The sequence below is a fragment of the Streptomyces sp. ICBB 8177 genome, from assembly GCF_003144095.1.
Lineage (GTDB): Bacteria > Actinomycetota > Actinomycetes > Streptomycetales > Streptomycetaceae > Streptantibioticus_D.
In genome coordinates, this window is record NZ_NSKH01000002.1 from 483,702 (window position 1) to 503,247 (window position 19,546).

Sequence of the window (19,546 nt, forward strand, 5' to 3'; positions counted from 1 at the left end):
CCGCGTTGTGTGCTTTTTGTGTGGTGCGCAAGGCTGTGCTTCCCTCCCGTGCAACCCCCGTTGCGTAGCCAGACTGCCAAACGTGCTTGGTGGTACGGAAGCTGGCGCGTTTTACGGGAGATTCGTGACGGGACGGTGAGGTGTTCACCCGTTCGGGCCAACGGTGGGTCCGGGGCACGGCCGTCGTCCCACCCCATAGGCTGTGCCGAAACGCCAGATCCAGCAGGGGGCATCCGCCATGACGACAGGTCGGCCAGGGGCAACGGCCGCCGCCCCGCCGAACGCGGCCTACGCCGGGCAGGTCGTGCACTTCCCGGACCCGGTCCGGGCCGCGCGGTATCCGAACGGTGTGTGGGTGGACGAGGACGGCTACCCCGACTTCTCGCCCTACGCCCGTGCCGCCGCCGAGATCGCCGAGCCGCCCGAGGGCTTCGGCGTGGACGAACTGCGGCTGACCGACTACGTGTCGGCGAACGCGGCGCACTTCCACGCGGGCCACGAGCTGTTCGCCGGCCCGTCCCCGGTGGCCACGCCGCACGGCTGGACCTGGCACCACGTCGTCGGCGGCCGCCGCATGGAGCTGGTCCCGGTCGAGGTCAAGGCGTTGCTGCGGCACCACGGCGGTCTGGCGACGGCCGCCGCCGACCACGACAAGCGCGGCACCCGCCCGTTGCAGGAGACGCGTCCCGCGCACTTCGACGCGGGCACGGTGGGCGAGGATCCGGCCCCGGTGGTGGGCGAGCGGCGGGTGCGCGACCTGGAGGAGGACCTCGGCTACCGGCTGCCGGGCGCCTACCGCGCCTTCCTGAAGGCCTCGGGCGGCCGGGCCCCGGTCGGCCCCGCGCTCGACCCGCGGCTGGGCCTCCTGGTCGACCAGCCGTTCTTCGGCGTGCGCGACGAGGCCGCGAGCGACGACCTGCGCTACGCCAACAAGTGCCTGCGCGACCACCTGACGAAGGACTACCTCGGGGTCGGCTACCTGCAGGGCGGGCTGCTGGCGGTGAAGGTCAAGGGCGAGGCGGTCGGCACCGTGTGGTTCTGCGCGTACGACGACGCGCGGGACACCGAGGACACCTGGGCCTCGCCCGCCGAGCGGGTGGAGTCGCTGCTGCTGCCGTGCGGCGAGGACTTCGACGACTTCCTCCTGCGGCTGGCGGGCAACCCGCCGGAGCTGGAGACCGTGGCGAACCTGATGGTGGACGGCGGCTTCGCGCACGTCGTCCCGGTGGAGGAGTGAGTGGGCCAGTGGTGACTTCGGAGCAGGCGCGCGAGCGCGCCGAGACCTGGGTCAACGGCGACGTGCCCGCGTACGAGCGCCGCAGCGTCCAGGTCCGCGAGTTCGGCCTGGGCTACGTGGCGTGGGCCGAGGACCGCGAGGACGGGCCGACCTCGGACGGCGGCCGGTCGGTGCTGGTCATCGACCGGGCGGACGGCCGCGCCACGCTGTGGCCCGCGCTGGGCGTCGACGAGGTGATCCGGCGGTACGAGGAGGAGTACGGCGAGCCCGCGGCGCCTGACGAGCCGGAACCGGAACCGGAGCGTCCCCGGCGGCTCGACCTGGAGGCGACGTCGTTCCTGCTCAGTCCACCGCAGTGGCTTCAGGAGGCCGCGGACAAGATCGGCATCCCGGACCGCAGGCGGCCCCAGGGCGACGCGGGCGGGCAGCCCGCCCCGCAGGCCCCCGCCGCTCCGCTCCCGGCTCCGGGGGCCGCTGGCACGGACGGTGACGGAGCCGGGGTCACGTGGTCCGACGCCGGTGAGGGCGGCGGTTCCGGTGCCGGATCCGTTACGGCGCCCGCGACCGTCTTCGCGCCCCCGCTCGCCGGGTCCGACGAGGCCGACGCACCGCGCACCAGCCCGGACGCGAAGACCGAACTGCTCCCGCAGAGCGGCGGACTGCCCCCGACGCGGGTCGCGCCCGCTCTCGACGGCGGGGGGCGGGAGGAGCCCTCCGGGCACGGCGACGAGGACGGCCCGCTGCCCGACTGGGCGACCGCCTCGGGCACGCCCGCCTCAGGAACGCCTGCTTCGGGCACGCCCGCTTCCGGCACGCCCGCCTCCGGGGCCGCTCCCTCCGCGTCGAGCGGTGCGCCGTTGCCGCCGCCCTCCGGGCTGCCGGTGGACGCAACCCCGCCGCCGGGCTGGCCCGGGCCGCGTCCCGGCGACGACGCCCCGACCGCCGAGGCGTCCGGCGGCCCGGCCGGTCCCGTGGGCTACGTGCCGACCCAGCTCGTACGGTCACTGGACGGCCCCGGCACGCCCGCGCCCCCCGCCCCGCCCGCGCCGGGTCAGCCCACCCCGCCGCCGCCCGCGCCGCCGGCCCCGCCCGCGCCGCCCTCCGGCAACGACCCGCACGCCGCGGCCACGATGCTGGCGTCCCCCTCCGGCCAGCCGCCGTCCGGCCCCGGGATGCCCCCGCCACCCCCGCCCGCGCCGCCGGCCGCTCCCGGGCGCGCTCCCGTGCCGCCGCCTCCGCCCGCCGCGGGCGCGCCCGGCACGCCGCCCCCGCCGCCTCCCCCGGGCCGCGGCGACCCGCACGCCGCCGCCACGATGCTGGCGTCGCCGTCCGGTCCGCCGCCGGCCGGCCCCGGCATGCCTCCGCCGCCCCCGGCCGCGCCGGGCGGCGGTGGTTACGGCTACCCGCAGCCGCCGCAGGGCGTCCCGGTGGTCGGCCCCGGCTACATGGCCGTCCTGCGCTACCGCGCGAACGACGGCTCCGAGCAGCAGATCATCCGCCGCTCCGCGCCGGGCACCCCGCACCCGGAGTGGCAGATCCTGCGCGAGCTGGGCTCCCTGGGCGTCCCCGCCCAGCAGGTCCTGGAACTCCACACCGAGCTGGAGTCCTGCGACCTGCCCGGCGGCTACTGCGCCCGGATGGTCCGCGAGACCTGGCCGCAGGTCCGCGTCAGCCACACCGCGCCGTACGGCCGCGACCACGCCTCGCGCCAGCAGGGCGTGCAGCACCTGCTGACCCACCAGGGCGAGCTGGCACAGGTCGCCGACGGCCCGGCCCGCCCGCGCCCGCAGCGCGTACCGCTGCCGCACCCGCAGCAGGTGCAGCCCGCGGCGCCGATCCCGCTGGACGCCATCGGCCACGAACTCGCCCAGTCCTTCGGCCCGCAACACGTCTTCCGCTTCGACCAGCGCGCCGTGGCCCGCCAGGGCGTGCCCGACATCGTGGCGCAGACGCTGGTGTGGTCGGGGCTGCCGACCGACTTCGGGCCGTTCTTCTGGGCGCAGGCGCAGCCCGGCCGCCCGGTGCCGACGCTCGCCGAGATCGCCGCCGAGCGCGGGGTGCAGGCCGCGCCGGACGCCGCGTCGTACCTGGTCATGGGCAACGACTTCGGGCGCCAGCTGTGCGTGCAGTACGGCACGGCCTACATCATGGCGGTGCCGCTTGAGGCGGTGCCGGGCGCGCAGGCGAGCCCGACGCAGTTCGTCAACACCTCGCTGCCGCAGTTCGCCCGCTGCCTGGCGCTCCTGGGCCGGATGTGGCGGCTGCGGCTGGGGCTGACACCGGATCAGGCGGGCCGCTGGACGGTGGACTTCCAGACCCAGCTGGCCGCCCTCGACCCGGAGGCGCTGGCCTCACCGGACCACTGGTGGGCGGTGCTGCTGGAGCAGATGTGGGACGGCCTGCTGTAGGACGCCGCACGCGCGCCGCGTGAGAGCGCCACGAGGACGCCGGGTGCCGGGCGGTCGGACATCGACCGCGGGCACCCGGCGTCACGTATGTCCGCCGAATACCGGGTAGGCACTCCAGGCGGAGTGTGGCGTCGTGAACATGTGCACCAAATCGGCTAAAAAGGGGCAGCGGTCGCATCCGAGACGGCGAAGGGGCAGAGCATGGCGCAGTCGGTGACCCCCGAGGAGTTCAGCGCGGCGCGCGGTCGTGGCTACCACCCCGAGCAGGTCGAGGAGTACCTCGCCGGACTGTCCGCGGAACGCGACGCCGCCTGGGAGCGCGCCGCCCGCCTCACCGTCCTCGCCAACGACATGGACGCCGAGGCCGCCGCCCTGCGCACCGCACTCGAAGCGCTGGGCACCGCCGACTACGCGGCGCTCGGCGAGGGCGCGCAGCGGCTGCTGGCGACGGTCGAGGAGGAGGCCGCCGACGTGCGCGCCCGCGCCGAGGCCGCGGCGCGTGCCGAGTACGAGGCCGCGGACCGCGCCGCCAGGGCGCTGCGCGACCAGGCCAGGGCCGAGATGGACGAACGCCTCGCCGCGCTAGACGAGGCCGCCCGGCGCGACCGCGAGGCCGCGGAACAGCAGGCCGCCGAGATCCGCGGCGCCGCCCAGGCCGAGGCCGACCAGGTCCGCGGCGAGGCCGAACGCGCCCTGGACGGCGTGCGCCAGGACGTCGCCCGCACCCTCGCGGAGCAGGAGAAGGAGCAGCGCGAACGGCTCGACGCCCTCGAACACGAGCTGGCGGAACGCGAGGCGGGCGTCGACAGCCGCCTCGCCGACCTGACGGCCCACGCGGAACGCCTGCTCGCCGACGCCGAGCGCGAGTACGAAGCCGCCCGTGAGGACGGCCGCCGGATGCAGGGCGAGGCGGAGTCCACCGCGTCCGGACTGCTGCTGATGGCCCGGGCCACGGAGGAGCGCCTCGACCGCGACACCGAGCGTGAGCTGCGCGCCCACGAGGCCCGCCGCGACGAGATCCGCGCCCACCTGGCCAACGTCCGCACCAGCCTGGCCGCGCTGACCGGCCGCCCCGGCGTGCCGGACCCGGCGGAACCGCCGGCCGAGGAGGCCTGAGGCGGTCCCGCCGGACCCGTTCGGCAGTCGCGGGTCACAGACGGCGCAGGAACCATTCCTGGTCGCGGTCGCCGCACGGCAGCAGCAGCGCGCCGTCGCGCGGTCCGGTCAGGCAGTAGTCGGTCCGGTCGAGCCGCAGCCGCATCACGCCGTCGTCACGCTGCTCCAGCTGCCAGGCGCTCTGGTGGAAGTCGCACGGCTCGGTGGCGACGCGCGGCGGGAAGATCCGCAGGATCGACTGGTCCAGGCACGCGCCGGTCTCGGCGTGCCTGACCTCGTAGCCATAAGGGGTGTCGCGCAGGAACCACCGGGCGCCGCGCTCGTCGCACGCGCCGGTCCTGACGAGCTGGTGGGCGCCCCCTTCCCCGGTCAGGCACTGGCCGGTGCTTGCGTTGACGAGCTGGTAGGCGCCGGGCTCGACGGCGGAGGCGGGCGAGGACATCGACAGGACTGCGGACGCGGCGAGCGCGAGGGCGGGCAGAACGGCACGCAGACGCATGGAAGTGATCCCCTTCCGGATCAACGGCTCTAGGACACGCTCAGCATGGCCTGACACGACCCGGCAAATGGTGCTGAAGACGCTCAAACCATCAGTACGCGTGATCGCGCGGCACAGGGCGCGCGGGGAGTGAACCCTGAGCGGGTACGAGCCGGGGGCCGCCAACCCCTAAGGGGCCGCCGGGGTTTCCTCATACCCCCGGTTCGTCCCGCAGCAGGAGGAGTGCGCCACCCCCCGCTGCCTAGCCTGATGGCACGTGATGAAGCCGGCCGACGACGGCGGACGCGCCGGGGGTGGGGACAACCCCCGCCCCGATACGCCACTCCACCCCATCGCCCCGGCGACCCCCCGTCCAGCACGCTGAAGACCCATCCACTTCCCACCACATACCAGGAGAATCCACGTGACCACGGCTGTAACAGTTCCCCGGGCGGGCGGCAGTGGAGGGCGTACGGCCGTCGCCGCGAGGGCACGCCAGGTGACCAAGTCCTACGGCACCGGGGAGACCCGGGTCGTGGCGCTGGACGCCGTCGACGTCGACATCGCACGCGGCCAGTTCACCGCGATCATGGGTCCCTCGGGCTCCGGCAAGTCCACCCTGATGCACTGCCTGGCCGGGCTCGACTCGCTGACGTCGGGCCGCATCTGGATAGGCGAGACCGAGATCACCAAGCTCAGGGACAAGCAGCTCACCCGGCTGCGCAGGGACCAGATCGGCTTCATCTTCCAGGCGTTCAACCTGCTGCCCACGCTCAACGCGATGGAGAACATCACGTTGCCGATGGACATCGCCGGCCGCAGGGCCGACAAGGAGTGGCTGGCCCGGGTCGTCGAGACCGTCGGCCTCGCCGGACGCCTCAAGCACCGGCCGACCCAGCTGTCCGGCGGCCAGCAGCAGCGGGTCGCGGTCGCCCGCGCGCTCGCCGCCCGGCCGGAGATCATCTTCGGCGACGAGCCCACCGGCAACCTCGACAGCCGTGCGGGCGCCGAGATCCTGGGCTTCCTGCGGGCCTCGGTGGACGAACTCGGCCAGACCATCGTCATGGTCACCCACGACCCGGTCGCCGCCTCCTACGCGGACCGCGTCCTGTACCTGGCGGACGGCCGCATCGTCGACGACATGGCCTCCCCGACCGCGGAACAGGTCCTCGAGCGGATGAAGACCTTCGACGCGCGCGGGAGGACGTCGTGACCGTCCTGAAGACCTCGCTGCGCAACTTCTTCGCGCACAAGGGCCGGATGGCGCTGTCCGCCGTGGCGGTCCTGCTCTCGGTGGGCTTCGTCTGCGGCACGCTGGTGTTCACCGACACCGTCGACACCACCTTCGACAAGCTCTTCGCCGTCACCGCCGCCGACGTCACCGTGCAGCCGCACGGCGCCAACAAGGACGGCAGCTCCCCGCAGGACGGCGCCGCGCCGCTGACCCTGCCGGACTCCGCGGTGCGCACTCTGGCCGCCCAGCCGGGCGTCAAGTCGGCCTACGGGGAAGCCTCTTCGACCTCCGTCACTCTCGTCGACCCCAGGACCGACAAGAACATCGGCCCGACCTCCGGCGCCCCGACCATCGCGGGCAACTGGACCGTCGAGCCCACCGCCGCGGTGAAGATCACCTCGGGTCACGCGCCCGACACCGCGGACCAGGCCGTCGTCGACTCCGACACCGCGGCCAACGCCCACCTGCGCGTCGGCGACCAGCTGAAGGTGATGACCGGCTTCGGCACCTTCACCCACACCATCACCGGCATCGCCACCTTCCAGACCACCAACCCCGGCGCCGCCCTGGTCTTCTTCGACACCGCCACCGCCCAGCACGAACTGCTCGGCAAGACGGGCGCGTTCACCTCGATCAACGCCTACGGCGACGGCACCCGCACCGACGACCGGCTCAAGGCGGAGGCGCTGACCGCGCTCGGCCACGGCTACCAGGCGCAGACCAAGGCCCAGACGGCCGCCGCCAACAAGTCCGACGTGGCGAGCTTCCTGAACGTGATGAAGGACGCCATGCTCGGCTTCGCCGGGATCGCCCTGCTGGTCGGCGTCTTCCTGATCGTCAACACCTTCTCCATGCTGGTCGCCCAGCGCACCCGCGAGATCGGCCTGATGCGGGCGCTGGGCGCGAGCCGCAGGCAGGTCAACCGCTCGGTGATGACCGAGGCCCTGCTGCTGGGCGTCATCGGCTCCGCGCTCGGCATCGCCGGCGGCGTGGGCATCGCGGTCGGCCTGATGCGGCTGATGAACGGCATGGGCATGCACCTCAACACCGGCGACCTGACGGTGAAGTGGACCACCCCGGTCACCGGTGCGGCGGTCGGCGTGCTCGTCACCCTCTTCGCCGCCTACCTGCCCGCCCGCCGTGCCGCCAAGGTCTCGCCGATGGCGGCGCTGCGCGAGTCCACCGGCGGCTCCTCCACCGCCCGCTCCACCGTGCTGCGCTCGGTGGCCGGCCTCGTCGTCACCGCCGCGGGCGCTGCGGGCCTGGTGGCGGCCGCCGTGGCCAAGCAGGCCGGACAGGGCAGCGCCCTGCTGGGCCTGGGCGTGGTCGTCACGCTGATCGGCTTCATCATCATCGGCCCGCTGCTGGCGGCGGGCGTGGTCCGGGTGCTGGGCACCGTCACGCTGCGCCCGTTCGGCCCGGTCGGCCGCATGGCCCAGCGCAACGCCCTGCGCAACCCGCGCCGCACCGGCGCCACCGCCGCCGCCCTGATGATCGGCCTCGCGCTGGTGGCCTGCCTGTCGGTCGTCAGCTCCTCGATGGTGGCCTCCGCCAGCGACCAGATCGACAAGTCGGTCGGCGCGGACTTCATCATCCAGAACCCCGACGGCGCGCTCACCCCCGACATCGTCAAGGCGATCAAGGGCACCCCCGGGCTCGGGCACGTCACCGAGTACAAGTCCGTGCCCGCGACCCTGGCCCTGCCCGACGGCACCCGCTCCGACCAGACCCTGTCCGCGACCGACCCGACCTACGTCACCGACCTGCGGGTCGCCACGGTCTCCGGCAAGGTCCAGGACGCCTACGCGGACGGCGGCATCACCGTCGGCCAGTCCTTCGCCGACAGCCACCACCTCACCACCGGCGAGACGATCCAGGTCACCTTCCCCGGCGGCCGCGCGGCCCCCCTCCGGGTGGACGCGGTCACCTCCAGCAAGACCAGCCTCGACAACGGGGCGATGTACGTCTCGCTGGACACCGCCCGCCGCTACACCCCGGCGGACCGGATGCCGCAGGACGTGATGCTCTTCGCCACCGCCGCCGACAAGGCCGGCGTGAACAGCGCGTACAGCGCGCTGAAGTCGGCGGTCCACGCCTACCCGCAGGTGCAGGTGCGCGACCAGGCCGACTACAAGAAGGAGCTGCGCGACCAGATGGGGCAGCTGCTCAACCTGGTCTACGGACTGCTGGCGCTCGCCATCGTGGTGGCCGTCCTCGGTGTGGTGAACACCCTGGCCCTGTCGGTGGTGGAACGGACCCGGGAGATCGGCCTGATGCGGGCGATCGGCCTGTCACGGCGGCAGCTGCGACGCATGATCCGGCTCGAATCGGTGGTCATCGCCCTGTTCGGCGCGGTGATCGGCCTGGGCCTGGGCATGGCCTGGGGCGTCGCGGCGGAGAAGCTGCTCGCCCTCAAGGGCCTGGGCGACCTGTCGATCCCGTGGGCGACGGTCGGCGCGGTCTTCGTGGGCTCGGCGGTCGTGGGCCTGCTCGCGGCCCTGGCTCCCGCCCTGCGGGCCTCCCGGATGAACGTCCTGGGAGCGATCGCCACGGACTGACGGGCGCGCCCGATACGGAACGGGCCCGCCTCCGCACGCCACAGGGGAGCGTGCGGGGGCGGGCCTTCTTCGTGCGGAGGCTTGTCTGCGGAGTGTTACGACGGCGGGAGGGCGGGGGGCTGGGCGCTGCGCGCCACGCTGGATGCCGTGCGCTGCGCGCCCGGCTCGGTCTGGGCGGGGTCGCGGGTTCCTGGTCTGCGGATTAGTTGTCACCCCGTTGTCGACAGCAAGGGTTTTCGTCAATCAGACGTGCCGAAAAAGCTTGTCTCCGGCAACGGGATGCCAAGCGTTTTCCAGGACTACCTGCCGGGCGCGCAGCGCACGGCCGTCAGCGCAGCGCGCAGCGCGGAAGCCCCCGCCCTCCCGCTCCTCAAAGCCGCGCAGCGGCGCAGACGCGGCACTCCGCAAAAACAGGCCGCCGCGCGGCGGCGCAGCCCTCACGCTCCGCCGTCAAGGCCTGCGACCACACGAAGCCGACACCGTCCGTGGCGGGTCGTACCCTGGAACCTCCCCACCCGGTCCGCCCCCGCGTCCCGGGTCGTTCGCGTTGCCCACCCCGGGACGGAATGCACTGATGAGCCTGTTCGGACTGCTTGACGCCGTTGTCGAGGACCCGGCCCTCGCCGAGGCCGTCAAGGCCGCCGGTGACGGCAACCGGCCCCGGCTGGACCTGGTGGGGCCGGTCGGCGCGCAGCCGTTCGCGCTGGCCGCGCTGGCCGCCAAGGCCGGGCGCCCGGTGCTGGCCGTGACCGCCACCGGCCGGGAGGCCGAGGACCTCACCGAGGCGCTGCGCACCCTGCTGCCGCGGGACTCCGTGGTGGACTACCCCGCGTGGGAGACGCTCCCGCACGAGCGGCTCTCCCCGCGCTCCGACACCGTCGGCCGCCGCCTCGCCGTGCTGCGCAGGCTGGCCCACCCGAGCCCCGACGACCCCGCGAGCGGTCCGCTGAAGGTCGTCGTCGCGCCGGTGCGTTCCGTACTGCAACCGCAGGTCAAGGGCCTGGGCGACCTCAAGCCCGTGGCGCTGCGCACCGGCGGGCAGGCCGACCTCGGCGAGGTCGTCGACGCGCTGGCCGCCGCCGCGTACGCCCGCGTCGAGCTGGTGGAGAAGCGCGGCGAGTTCGCGGTGCGCGGCGGCATCCTGGACGTCTTCCCGCCCACCGAGGAGCACCCGCTGCGGGTGGAGTTCTGGGGCGACGACGTCGAGGAGATCCGCTACTTCAAGGTCGCCGACCAGCGCAGCCTGGAGGTCGCCGAGCACGGCCTGTGGGCGCCGCCGTGCCGCGAGCTGCTGCTCACCGACGAGGTGCGTGAGCGCGCCGCGGCCCTCGCCGAGCTCCATCCGGAGCTGGGCGAGCTGCTGGGGAAGATCGCCGAGGGGATCGCGGTGGAGGGCATGGAGTCCCTCGCCCCGGTCCTCGTCGACGACATGGAGCTGCTGCTCGACGTGATGCCGGCCGGCGGCCTGGTCGTCTCCTGCGACCCCGAGCGGGTGCGCACCCGCGCCGCGGACCTGGTGGCGACCAGCAGGGAGTTCCTGGAGGCGTCCTGGGCGGCCACCGCCGGAGGAGGAGAGGCCCCGATCGACCTGGGGGCGGCCAGCCTGCGGTCGCTGGCCGACGTGCGTGATCACGCCCGGGACATCGGCATGCCGTGGTGGTCGGTGAGCCAGTTCTCCGCCGACGAGGAGACCACCGACGACACCCTCACCCTGGGCATGAACGCCCCCGAGACCTACCGCGGCGACAGCGCCCGCGCGCTCGCCGACACCAAGGGCTGGCTCAGCGACGGCTGGCGCGTGGTCTACGTGACCGAGGGCCACGGCCCGGCCTCCCGCACCGTCGAGGTCCTGGGCAACGAGGGCATCGCCGCCCGTCTCGACACCGACCTGGCGGGCGTGCCCGAACCCTCCGTCGTGCACGTCTCCTGCGGCTGCGTCGAGCACGGCTTCGTCGCCCCCGCGCTGCGCCTGGCGGTGCTCACCGAGACCGACCTGTCCGGCCAGAAGTCCGCCAGCAAGGACCTGGGGCGGATGCCGTCGCGCCGCCGCAAGACCATCGACCCGCTCACCCTCCAGCCCGGCGACTACATCGTGCACGAGCAGCACGGCGTGGGCCGGTACGTGGAGATGGTGCAGCGCACCGTGCAGGGCGCCACGCGTGAGTACCTGCTGGTGGAGTACGCCCCCGCCAAGCGCGGCCAGCCCGGTGACCGGCTGTTCGTGCCCACCGACCAGCTGGAGCAGATCACCAAGTACGTCGGCGGTGAGGCGCCCACCCTGCACCGGCTGGGCGGCGCCGACTGGACGAAGACCAAGGCGCGGGCCAAGAAGGCCGTCAAGGAGATCGCCGCCGACCTGATCAAGCTGTACTCGGCGCGCATGGCCGCCCCCGGCCACGCCTTCGGGCCCGACACCCCGTGGCAGCGGGAGCTGGAGGACGCGTTCCCGTACGCCGAGACGCCCGACCAGCTCAGCACGATCGCCGAGGTCAAGGAGGACATGGAGAAGTCGGTCCCGATGGACCGGCTGATCTGCGGCGACGTGGGCTACGGCAAGACCGAGATCGCGGTGCGCGCGGCCTTCAAGGCGGTGCAGGACGGCAAACAGGTGGCCGTGCTGGTGCCGACCACGCTGCTGGTGCAGCAGCACTTCTCCACCTTCTCCGAGCGCTACGGGCAGTTCCCGGTCGTGGTGCGCGCGCTGTCGCGGTTTCAGAGCGACGCCGAGGCGAAGGCGGTCCTGGAGGGCCTGGCGGACGGTTCGGTGGACCTGGTGATCGGCACCCACCGGCTGTTCTCCTCCGAGACCAGGTTCAAGGACCTGGGCCTGGTCATCGTCGACGAGGAGCAGCGCTTCGGCGTCGAACACAAGGAGCAGCTGAAGAAGCTGCGGGCCAACGTGGACGTGCTGACGATGTCCGCCACCCCCATCCCGCGCACCCTGGAGATGGCCGTCACCGGCATTCGCGAGATGTCGACCATCACGACCCCGCCGGAGGAGCGGCACCCGGTGCTGACCTTCGTCGGCCCGTACGAGAACAAGCAGATCGCCGCCGCGATCCGCCGCGAGCTGCTGCGCGAGGGCCAGGTCTTCTACATCCACAACCGGGTGGAGTCGATCGACCGGGCGGCGGCGCGGCTGCGCGAGCTGGTCCCGGAGGCGCGGATCGCCACCGCGCACGGGCAGATGGGCGAGTCGCAGCTGGAACAGGTCGTCGTGGACTTCTGGGAGAAGAAGTTCGACGTGCTGGTCTCCACCACCATCGTGGAGTCCGGCATCGACATCTCCAACGCCAACACCCTCATCGTCGAGCGCGGCGACAACTTCGGCCTGTCCCAGCTGCACCAGCTGCGCGGCCGGGTCGGCCGGGGCCGCGAACGCGGCTACGCCTACTTCCTGTACCCGCCGGAGAAGCCGCTGACCGAGACCGCGCACGAGCGGCTCGCCACCATCGCCCAGCACACCGAGATGGGCGCGGGCATGTACGTGGCGATGAAGGACCTGGAGATCCGCGGCGCGGGCAACCTGCTCGGCGGCGAGCAGTCCGGCCACATCGCGGGCGTCGGCTTCGACCTGTACGTGCGGATGGTGGGCGAGGCGGTCGCCGACTACCGGGCGGCGCTGGAGTCCGGCGAGGCCCAGGAGGAGGCCCCGCTTGAGGTGAAGATCGAGCTTCCGGTCGACGCCCACGTGCCGCACGACTACGCGCCCGGCGAGCGCCTGCGCCTGCAGGCGTACCGCGCGATCGCCTCGGCCAACTCCGAGGAGGACATCACCGCGGTGCGCGAGGAGCTGACCGACCGCTACGGCAAGCTGCCGGAGCCGGTGGAGAACCTGCTGCTGGTGGCGGGCCTGCGGCTGCTGGCCCGCAAGGCCGGGGTCGCCGACATCACTCTTCAGGGCTCCAACGTGCGTTTCGGGCCGGTGGAGTTGCGCGAGTCGCAGGAGCTGCGCCTCAAGCGGCTGCACCCGCGCAGCGTCATCAAGCCCGCCGCCCGGCAGGTGCTCGTGCCGCGGCCGACCACCGGCACGATCGGCGGCAAGCCGGTGGTGGGCCGTGAACTGCTGGCGTGGACCGCGGAGTTCCTGACGTCGGTGGTGCTGTGAGCGGTGGCCCGCGCGCGGCGGTGCGCGGGCGGGCGACACCTCGGGGCGGGGGATCTCGTTGCGCGCGGTAGTGGATATCACTCGCCGACAGTCCCTATTCTCGATCAGCGCCAGGTCGTGCACCGCCGCTCGATCAACCCGCCGGGAGGCACCATGGTCCGCCGCCGTACCGCCACGCTCTCCTTGACCGCCGCCGCGCTGCTGGCCGCCACACCACTGATCACCTCCTGCGGCGCGCAGCACCCCGGCGCCGCGGCCGTGGTCGGCGGCCGCACGATCTCCGTCGCCGCGCTCCAGACGCAGGTCAAGCAGGTCCGGGCGGCGCAGAACGCCACCGGTCAGGCCGACCAGATGATCGACGCCACCAGCGACCTGAGCCGTTCCCAGCTCAACAGCATGGTCTTCGACCAGGTGCTGGACCGCGCGGCGCGCGACGCCGGGGTCAGCGTCACCACGACCGACGTGCAGCGGCTGGAGGCGTCCGCCGCGCAGCAGGTCGGCGGCGTCCGGGCGCTGCGCTCGGCCCTGCTCCAGCAGTACGCGGTCGCGCCCGGCCAGATCGACGAGTTCTACCGGGTGCAGGCCGAGGCGCAGGGGCTCGCCCGGCACCTGGGCGTCGACCTGACCACGCAGTCCGGCCAGGCCGCCGTGACGAAGGTGCTCTCTGCCGCCTCGAAGGAACTGCACGTCGACGTCAACCCGCGGTACGGCAGGTGGAACACGCAGACCCTGACGCTGGGTTCGGCGAGCCAGCCGTGGCTGCGGCAGTCCGCCGCCACGAGCGCGCCGCCCCAGCAGATCACCGGCTGATCAGGGGCTCCGCGGAGCGGCGGGGTACGTTCGAGGGGTGAGCACTCGTACCGATGACGCCGCCGCGCCGGACGCCGCACCCGGGCGCCTGATCCTCCTCACCACCAGCCACCGGGTCGCCCCCGGACTGCTGTCCTGGCCGGCCTGGCAGGCGCTGCGCTCGGCCGACCTGGTCGTCTGCCCGGACCCCGCGCACCCCCAGCTGCCGTACCTGAGGGAGGCGGGCGTCACCGTCGAGCACGCGGCGCCCTCGGGCCGCGACCTGGTCGGCCTGACCGGCGGCGGACGTACCGTCGTCGTCATCCCGCCGGGCGACGGCGATCCGGCGCTCACCGACGAACTCGCCCGGCTCGCCGGTTCCGGCCGGGTGCGGATGCCCGAACTGGAACTGCTCCCCGCCTCCTACGACCTGCCGGGCGGGCGGCTGCTCGACCTCGTCCAGGTGATGGACCGCATCCGCCGCGAGTGCCCGTGGACCAGCACCCGGGACGCCGACGGGCTGGTGAAGTACCTCATCGAGGAGGCGTACGAACTCGTCGAGGCGATCGAGGAGGGCGACCGGGGGGCCTACCGCGAGGAGCTGGGGGACGTCCTGCTCCAGGTCGTGCTGCACGCCCGGATCGCGCAGGACGACGCGGACGAGCCGTTCTCGATCGACGACGTGGCCGGCGGCCTGGTCGACAAGCTCATCCGCCGTCACCCGCACGTCTTCGGTACGGAGACCGCCGCCACACCGGAAGAGGTCCACGAGCATTGGCTGCGGACGAAGGCGCAGGAGAAGCGGCGCGAGTCGGTGACGGAGGGCGTCCCACTGAACCAGCCCGCGCTGGCGCTCGCGGCGAAGCTCGCCTCCCGTGCCCGGGGCGCGGGCCTGCCCCTGCCGAGGGAGGACGGCGACGCCGTCGGTGACCAGTTGCTGGCGCTGGCGGCGCGGGCGCAGGGCGAGGGCGTCGACCCGGAGGCGGCGCTGCGAGCGGCGGCGCGCGCGTACCGGGGTGTCCTGCGGGAGGCGGAGGGGCGGGCCTAGGCCCGAGGGCCGTTCCCCCGCCCGACGGCGACCGGCCGCTTGTGGCCGGTCGCTCGATAGGCTCGCCCCATGCAGATCACGATCCCGCACGCCTGGCCGGCGGACGCCGAGCAGGCGGTCGCGATACAGGACCTGCTGGCCGGTCGCGTCGACCGGACCGGACCCGGGCCGCGCACGCCCCGGCTGGTCGCCGGGCTTGACGTGGCCTACGCGGGCGACGGCACCGGCACCGACGGCCGGGTCGCGGGGGCGGTCGTGGTGCTGGAGGCGGCCACCGGGCGCGTGGTGGACAGCGCGACCGCCGTCGAGGCGGTGGCGTTCCCCTACGTCCCCGGGCTCTTCGCCTTCCGTGAACTGCCCGCCCTGGTCGCGGCGTTGGAGCGGCTCACCGTCACACCGGACCTGCTGCTGTGCGACGGGCACGGAATCGCGCATCCGCGGCGGTTCGGGCTCGCCTGCCATCTCGGGGTGCTCACCGGGCTGCCGACCGCGGGCGTGGCCAAGACGCCGTTCGTCGGCACCCACGGCGACCTCGGGCACGGGCGCGGCGATCGCGCCGACCTGATCGACGGCGGCGAGGTCGTCGGCCGGGCGCTGCGCACCCAGGACGGCGTCAAGCCGGTCTACGTCTCCACCGGCCACGCCATCGACCTCGACACCGCGTGCCGCCACGTCCTCGCGCTCGCCCCCGACTACCGGCTGCCGCAGACCACCCGTCTCGCCGACCGCCTGAGCCGGGACGCGCTGGCGGACGCGGCGGGCTAACGTCGAGGCGTGACCGACGCAACCGCCCCCACCCTGTTCACCTGGGAGTTCGCCTCCGACCCCTACCCGGCGTACGCCTGGCTGCGCGAGCACGCGCCGGTGCGCAGGACCACGTTGCCCAGCGGCGTGGACGCCTGGCTGGTCACCCGGTACGCGGACGCCCGCCAGGCGCTGGCCGACGCGCGGCTGAGCAAGAACCCGGTGCACCACAGCGAGGGGGCCGCGCACGCCAAGGGCAAGGTCGGCATCCCGGGCGAGCGCGGCGCGGAGCTGATGACGCATCTGCTCAACATCGACCCGCCCGACCACACCCGGCTGCGCCGGCTGGTCTCCAAGGCGTTCACCCCGCGCAGGACCGCCGCGTTCGAGCCGCGCGTCCAGGAGCTGACGCGCGGGCTGATCGACGCCTTCGCCGCGCGCGGCAGCGCCGACCTCATCCACGAGTTCGCCTTCCCGCTGCCCATCTACGCCATCTGCGACCTGCTGGGCGTGCCCGCCGAGGACCAGGACGACTTCCGCGACTGGGCGGGTGCCATGATCCGACACGGCGGCGGCCCGCGCGGTGGCGTCGCGCGGGCCGTCAAGCGGATGCGGTCGTACCTCCTCGAACTGATCCACCGCAAGCGCGCCGACCTCGGTGACGACCTCATCTCCGGTCTGATCCGCGCGAGCGACCACGGGGAGCACCTGACCGAGAACGAGGCCGCCGCGATGGCGTTCATCCTCCTGTTCGCCGGTTTCGAGACCACCGTCAACCTCATCGGCAACGGGACGTACGCACTGCTGCGCCATCCCGTTCAACGCGCCCTGCTCCAGGACGCGTTGGCGGCGGGGGACAGCGCGCTGCTGGACACCGCGATCGAGGAACTGCTGCGCTGGGACGGGCCGGTGGAGATCGCCACCTGGCGGTTCGCCACCGAGCCGCTGACCCTCGGCGGGCAGCGGGTCGGCGAGGGCGAAGCGGTGCTCGTGGTGCTGGCGGCGGCCGACCGCGACCCGGAGCGCTTCGCGGGGCCGGACACCCTCGACCTCGCCCGGCGTGACAATCCGCACCTGGGCTTCGGCCACGGCATCCACTACTGCCTGGGCGCACCGCTGGCCCGGCTGGAGGGACGCACCGCGCTCGCCCAGTTGCTCACCCGCCTTCCCGACCTGCAACTCGCCCAGGATCCGGACGACTTGCGGTGGCGCGGCGGGCTCATCATGCGGGGGCTGCGCACGCTGCCGGTGACGTTCAGTGCTGACACGCCGTCAAGTGCGTGATCTCCACGTGATCTCCGCTACATCCGGCTGTGATCCCTCACGGAACACGCGCTACGCTCTGCGCTCATCCCAGCCGTCGGAGAAAGGCAACGCGTGCCGAAGCACAGGAAGCCACGTCAGGCCCCCAAGTTCGTCGTGACGGTGGGCGCCACCGGTGCCGGGCTCGCCCTGCCGCTGTTCGCCTCGGGCTCCGCCCACGCGGCCTCGGACTCGACCTGGGACTCCGTGGCCCAGTGCGAGACCGGCGGGATGTGGAGCGCGGACAACGGTGACGGCTTCTACGGCGGTCTCCAGCTCGACCAGTCCACCTGGGACCGGTTCGGCGGCACGGCGTACGCCTCGAGACCCGATCTGGCCAGCCGCCAGGAGCAGATAGCCGTGGCGCAGACCGCGCTGGACCGCCAGGGCCCGGACTACTGGGCCGAGTGCGGTGCCGGCGCGGGGCTGACCCAGGGCGGCCCCGCGCCGCAGCCGGTCACCGGCGACCCGGGCGACTCCGCGCCGTCCTTCGGTCTCGACACCGGCCCGTCGACCTCGACGACCACCACGACGCCCACGACCGGCTCGGGGGAGACGGGCGGCACGACGACGCCCACCGGATCGCCCGCGCCGTCCACGAGCGCCACGCCCGACCCGTCCGGTTCCTCCCCCTCCTCGTCTTCGTCACCTTCACCCTCTTCGTCGTCCTCGGCCTCGGCTCCGACGGCCTCCGCGTCACCCGCGCCCTCGACGTCCGGCAAGCACCCCGCGCCGTCTTCGTCTGGTTCGTCCGGTTCCTCCGGTACGCCCAACCCCTCCGGTGCGGCGAGTGGTTCGGCGTCCGGTACGCCCGACCCGTCCGGTTCGTCCACTGCGGCACCGGCCCCGGGGGGCACCGGGACCCCGGGGTCGTCGGCTACGGACGGTGATCGAGGGGACGGTGACACCTCGCGCGACAGCGGCGACGGGCGGTCCCAACTCCCGGGCGACGGCGGCCGGGCCACGGGGCAGGGTGGCGCCTCGTACACCGTCCAGCCGGGCGACAATCTCTCTGAAATCGCCTCAGACCACTCCGTCCCCGGAGGCTGGTCCTCGCTCTACGACGCCAACAAGTCGGTCGTGGGCGGCGATCCGGACCTCATCCTGCCCGGGCAGCAGCTCACACTGGGTTGACCACCGGCGCTCCGGCCGGCCGGCGGGAGGAGCCGCCGGAGCGCCTGACGACCCGTCGGCCTGTGACAAAGCTCTCGCGCCCGGACGCGGCCGGAAGGTCAGGTTCGGCCCCTTCATCCCCCCGCGACCTGCGCGTTAGCCCGTCAACTCGACGGTGAACGGCCTGCGGTCCCCGGACGGTTGCCGGTTGTCCCGCGGCCGGGGGCTGTGCTTATGGTCGTGACCGCTCACCACCGTGAGCCCTGCCGGTCGGGAACGCCGAGTCCTGCCGCCGACCGACGGGAACAGTCGACGCGAAAGCGCCGTAGGCAGGAGCGGGGGACCCAAGGTTCTCCGCCGGGCCCGGGAGCGCGGCCGGATTCGTCAGATGGATCCGGACGCCGCGAACGGACCGGCTTGGGGTTAAGGCACCCGAGGTGCGACCCGTACGAACGCGTACGGGAACGCCACCGCGGGCGGCCCGGGCACTCACCCGCCCGAACCCGACAGCTGACCTCGCAGGCGTCGGTGAGGATGACTTCTCCATGGGTAAGCACCGTCGTGTCTCCAAGGCTGTCCGCATCACCACCCTCGCCGGTGTGGCGGGTGCCGCGATCGCCGTCCCGCTCCTGAGCGCCACCAGCGCCAGCGCCGCCACCGTCTCCCAGTGGGACGCCGTCGCCCAGTGCGAGTCCGGCGGCGACTGGTCCATCAACACCGGCAACGGCTACTACGGCGGCCTGCAGTTCTCGCAGTCCAGCTGGGACGCGGCCGGCGGCCAGCAGTACGCCCCCCGCGCCGACCTGGCCACCAAGGACCAGCAGATAGCCGTCGCCCAGAAGCTCCTCGCCCTCCAGGGCCCGGGCGCCTGGTCCTGCGCCTCGGCCGGCAACCTCACCGCCGGCGGCCCGGCCCCGCAGCTGAACACCTCCGGCTCCGCCGGCAGCGGCGCCTCCGCGCAGACCGAGTCCACCAAGGCCGACACCCAGGCCCCGGTCGAGCACCACGCCCCGGTCCAGCGCCACGAGCAGGCCGCCCCGGTCCAGCAGGGCGACGGCAACTACACCGTCAAGCAGGGCGACACGCTCTCGAAGATCGCCCGTGCCCAGCACGTCCAGGGCGGCTGGCACAAGCTGTACGACCTGAACAAGGACATCGTGAAGGACGCGAACCTGATCTTCCCGGGCCAGAAGCTGCACACCAGCTGAACCCGGTGACGTGACTCCCCGGCCGGACACGCCTTCCCCCGAGCGTGCCCGGCCGGGGCCGTCTCACCGCGCCCCCCGTCCCCGCTCCACGACCGCCCCCGCCGCCCGCGCGTCCGGGGGCGTCGCCGTTCCCGGGGCCCGCCGCGCCGCCTGCGCACCGGTCCTTTCGCGTCAGGGCGCACACCCCATTTCGTGTCCGGGCG

13 protein-coding genes and 1 riboswitch are annotated in these 19,546 nt (G+C 73.5%); of the genes, 12 read left to right on the top strand and 1 reads right to left on the bottom strand.

Annotation, left to right across the window (positions count from 1 at the left end):
- Positions 1 to 238: 238 nt before the first annotated feature.
- From CK485_RS02585 to CK485_RS02595, 3 genes are all read left to right on the top strand, one after another.
- On the top strand, positions 239 to 1,237 hold the full coding sequence (locus CK485_RS02585; protein WP_109446342.1) for an SMI1/KNR4 family protein: 999 nt from the start codon (positions 239 to 241) through the stop codon (positions 1,235 to 1,237).
- An 8-nt stretch (positions 1,238 to 1,245) separates the two neighbouring features.
- The gene (locus tag CK485_RS02590) at positions 1,246 to 3,645 is read left to right on the top strand and encodes an SUKH-4 family immunity protein (protein WP_109446344.1); all 2,400 of its coding nucleotides are present in this window, start codon (positions 1,246 to 1,248) and stop codon (positions 3,643 to 3,645) included.
- A gap of 201 nt (positions 3,646 to 3,846) precedes the next feature.
- Positions 3,847 to 4,761 carry a cellulose-binding protein gene (locus CK485_RS02595; protein WP_109446346.1) on the top strand — a complete coding sequence of 305 codons (915 nt, stop codon included), beginning with the start codon at positions 3,847 to 3,849 and terminating at the stop codon, positions 4,759 to 4,761.
- Between the two features lie 34 nt (positions 4,762 to 4,795).
- On the opposite strand, the gene CK485_RS02600 is transcribed toward CK485_RS02595, so the two are convergent.
- Entirely contained in the window at positions 4,796 to 5,260 is a 465-nt protein-coding gene (locus CK485_RS02600; protein ID WP_109446348.1) for an RICIN domain-containing protein, read from the bottom strand.
- Positions 5,261 to 5,663: 403 nt separating this feature from the next.
- On the opposite strand from CK485_RS02600, the gene CK485_RS02605 reads away from it, so the two are divergent.
- The 9 genes from CK485_RS02605 (at position 5,664) to CK485_RS02645 (ending at position 19,343) form a co-directional block, all read left to right on the top strand.
- Positions 5,664 to 6,452, top strand: a complete 789-nt coding sequence (locus tag CK485_RS02605; RefSeq protein WP_109446350.1) for an ABC transporter ATP-binding protein — start codon at positions 5,664 to 5,666, stop codon at positions 6,450 to 6,452.
- Complete coding sequence (locus tag CK485_RS02610; RefSeq protein WP_109446352.1) at positions 6,449 to 9,031, top strand: FtsX-like permease family protein; 2,583 nt, start codon at positions 6,449 to 6,451, stop codon at positions 9,029 to 9,031. Before CK485_RS02605 ends, CK485_RS02610 begins: the two co-directional genes overlap by 4 nt.
- A gap of 574 nt (positions 9,032 to 9,605) precedes the next feature.
- Entirely contained in the window at positions 9,606 to 13,139 is a 3,534-nt protein-coding gene (gene mfd, locus CK485_RS02615; protein ID WP_109446354.1) for a transcription-repair coupling factor, read from the top strand.
- Positions 13,140 to 13,292: 153 nt separating this feature from the next.
- Positions 13,293 to 13,949, top strand: a complete 657-nt coding sequence (locus tag CK485_RS02620; RefSeq protein ID WP_109446604.1) for a SurA N-terminal domain-containing protein — start codon at positions 13,293 to 13,295, stop codon at positions 13,947 to 13,949.
- Positions 13,950 to 13,986: 37 nt separating this feature from the next.
- Positions 13,987 to 14,976 (top strand): nucleoside triphosphate pyrophosphohydrolase, encoded by a 990-nt coding sequence (locus tag CK485_RS02625; protein WP_109446356.1) that lies wholly within the window; start codon positions 13,987 to 13,989, stop codon positions 14,974 to 14,976.
- Positions 14,977 to 15,045: 69 nt separating this feature from the next.
- Positions 15,046 to 15,741 carry an endonuclease V gene (locus tag CK485_RS02630; RefSeq protein WP_109446358.1) on the top strand — a complete coding sequence of 232 codons (696 nt, stop codon included), beginning with the start codon at positions 15,046 to 15,048 and terminating at the stop codon, positions 15,739 to 15,741.
- Between the two features lie 9 nt (positions 15,742 to 15,750).
- Positions 15,751 to 17,004 (top strand): cytochrome P450, encoded by a 1,254-nt coding sequence (locus CK485_RS02635; protein ID WP_109446360.1) that lies wholly within the window; start codon positions 15,751 to 15,753, stop codon positions 17,002 to 17,004.
- 93 nt (positions 17,005 to 17,097) lie between these two features.
- On the top strand, positions 17,098 to 18,156 hold the full coding sequence (locus tag CK485_RS30010; protein WP_109446362.1) for a transglycosylase family protein: 1,059 nt from the start codon (positions 17,098 to 17,100) through the stop codon (positions 18,154 to 18,156).
- A 290-nt stretch (positions 18,157 to 18,446) separates the two neighbouring features.
- Positions 18,447 to 18,675, top strand: a riboswitch (cyclic di-AMP (ydaO/yuaA leader).
- Between the two features lie 5 nt (positions 18,676 to 18,680).
- Positions 18,681 to 19,343 (top strand): transglycosylase family protein, encoded by a 663-nt coding sequence (locus CK485_RS02645; RefSeq protein ID WP_109446364.1) that lies wholly within the window; start codon positions 18,681 to 18,683, stop codon positions 19,341 to 19,343.
- The last annotated feature ends 203 nt before the right edge of the window (positions 19,344 to 19,546 follow it).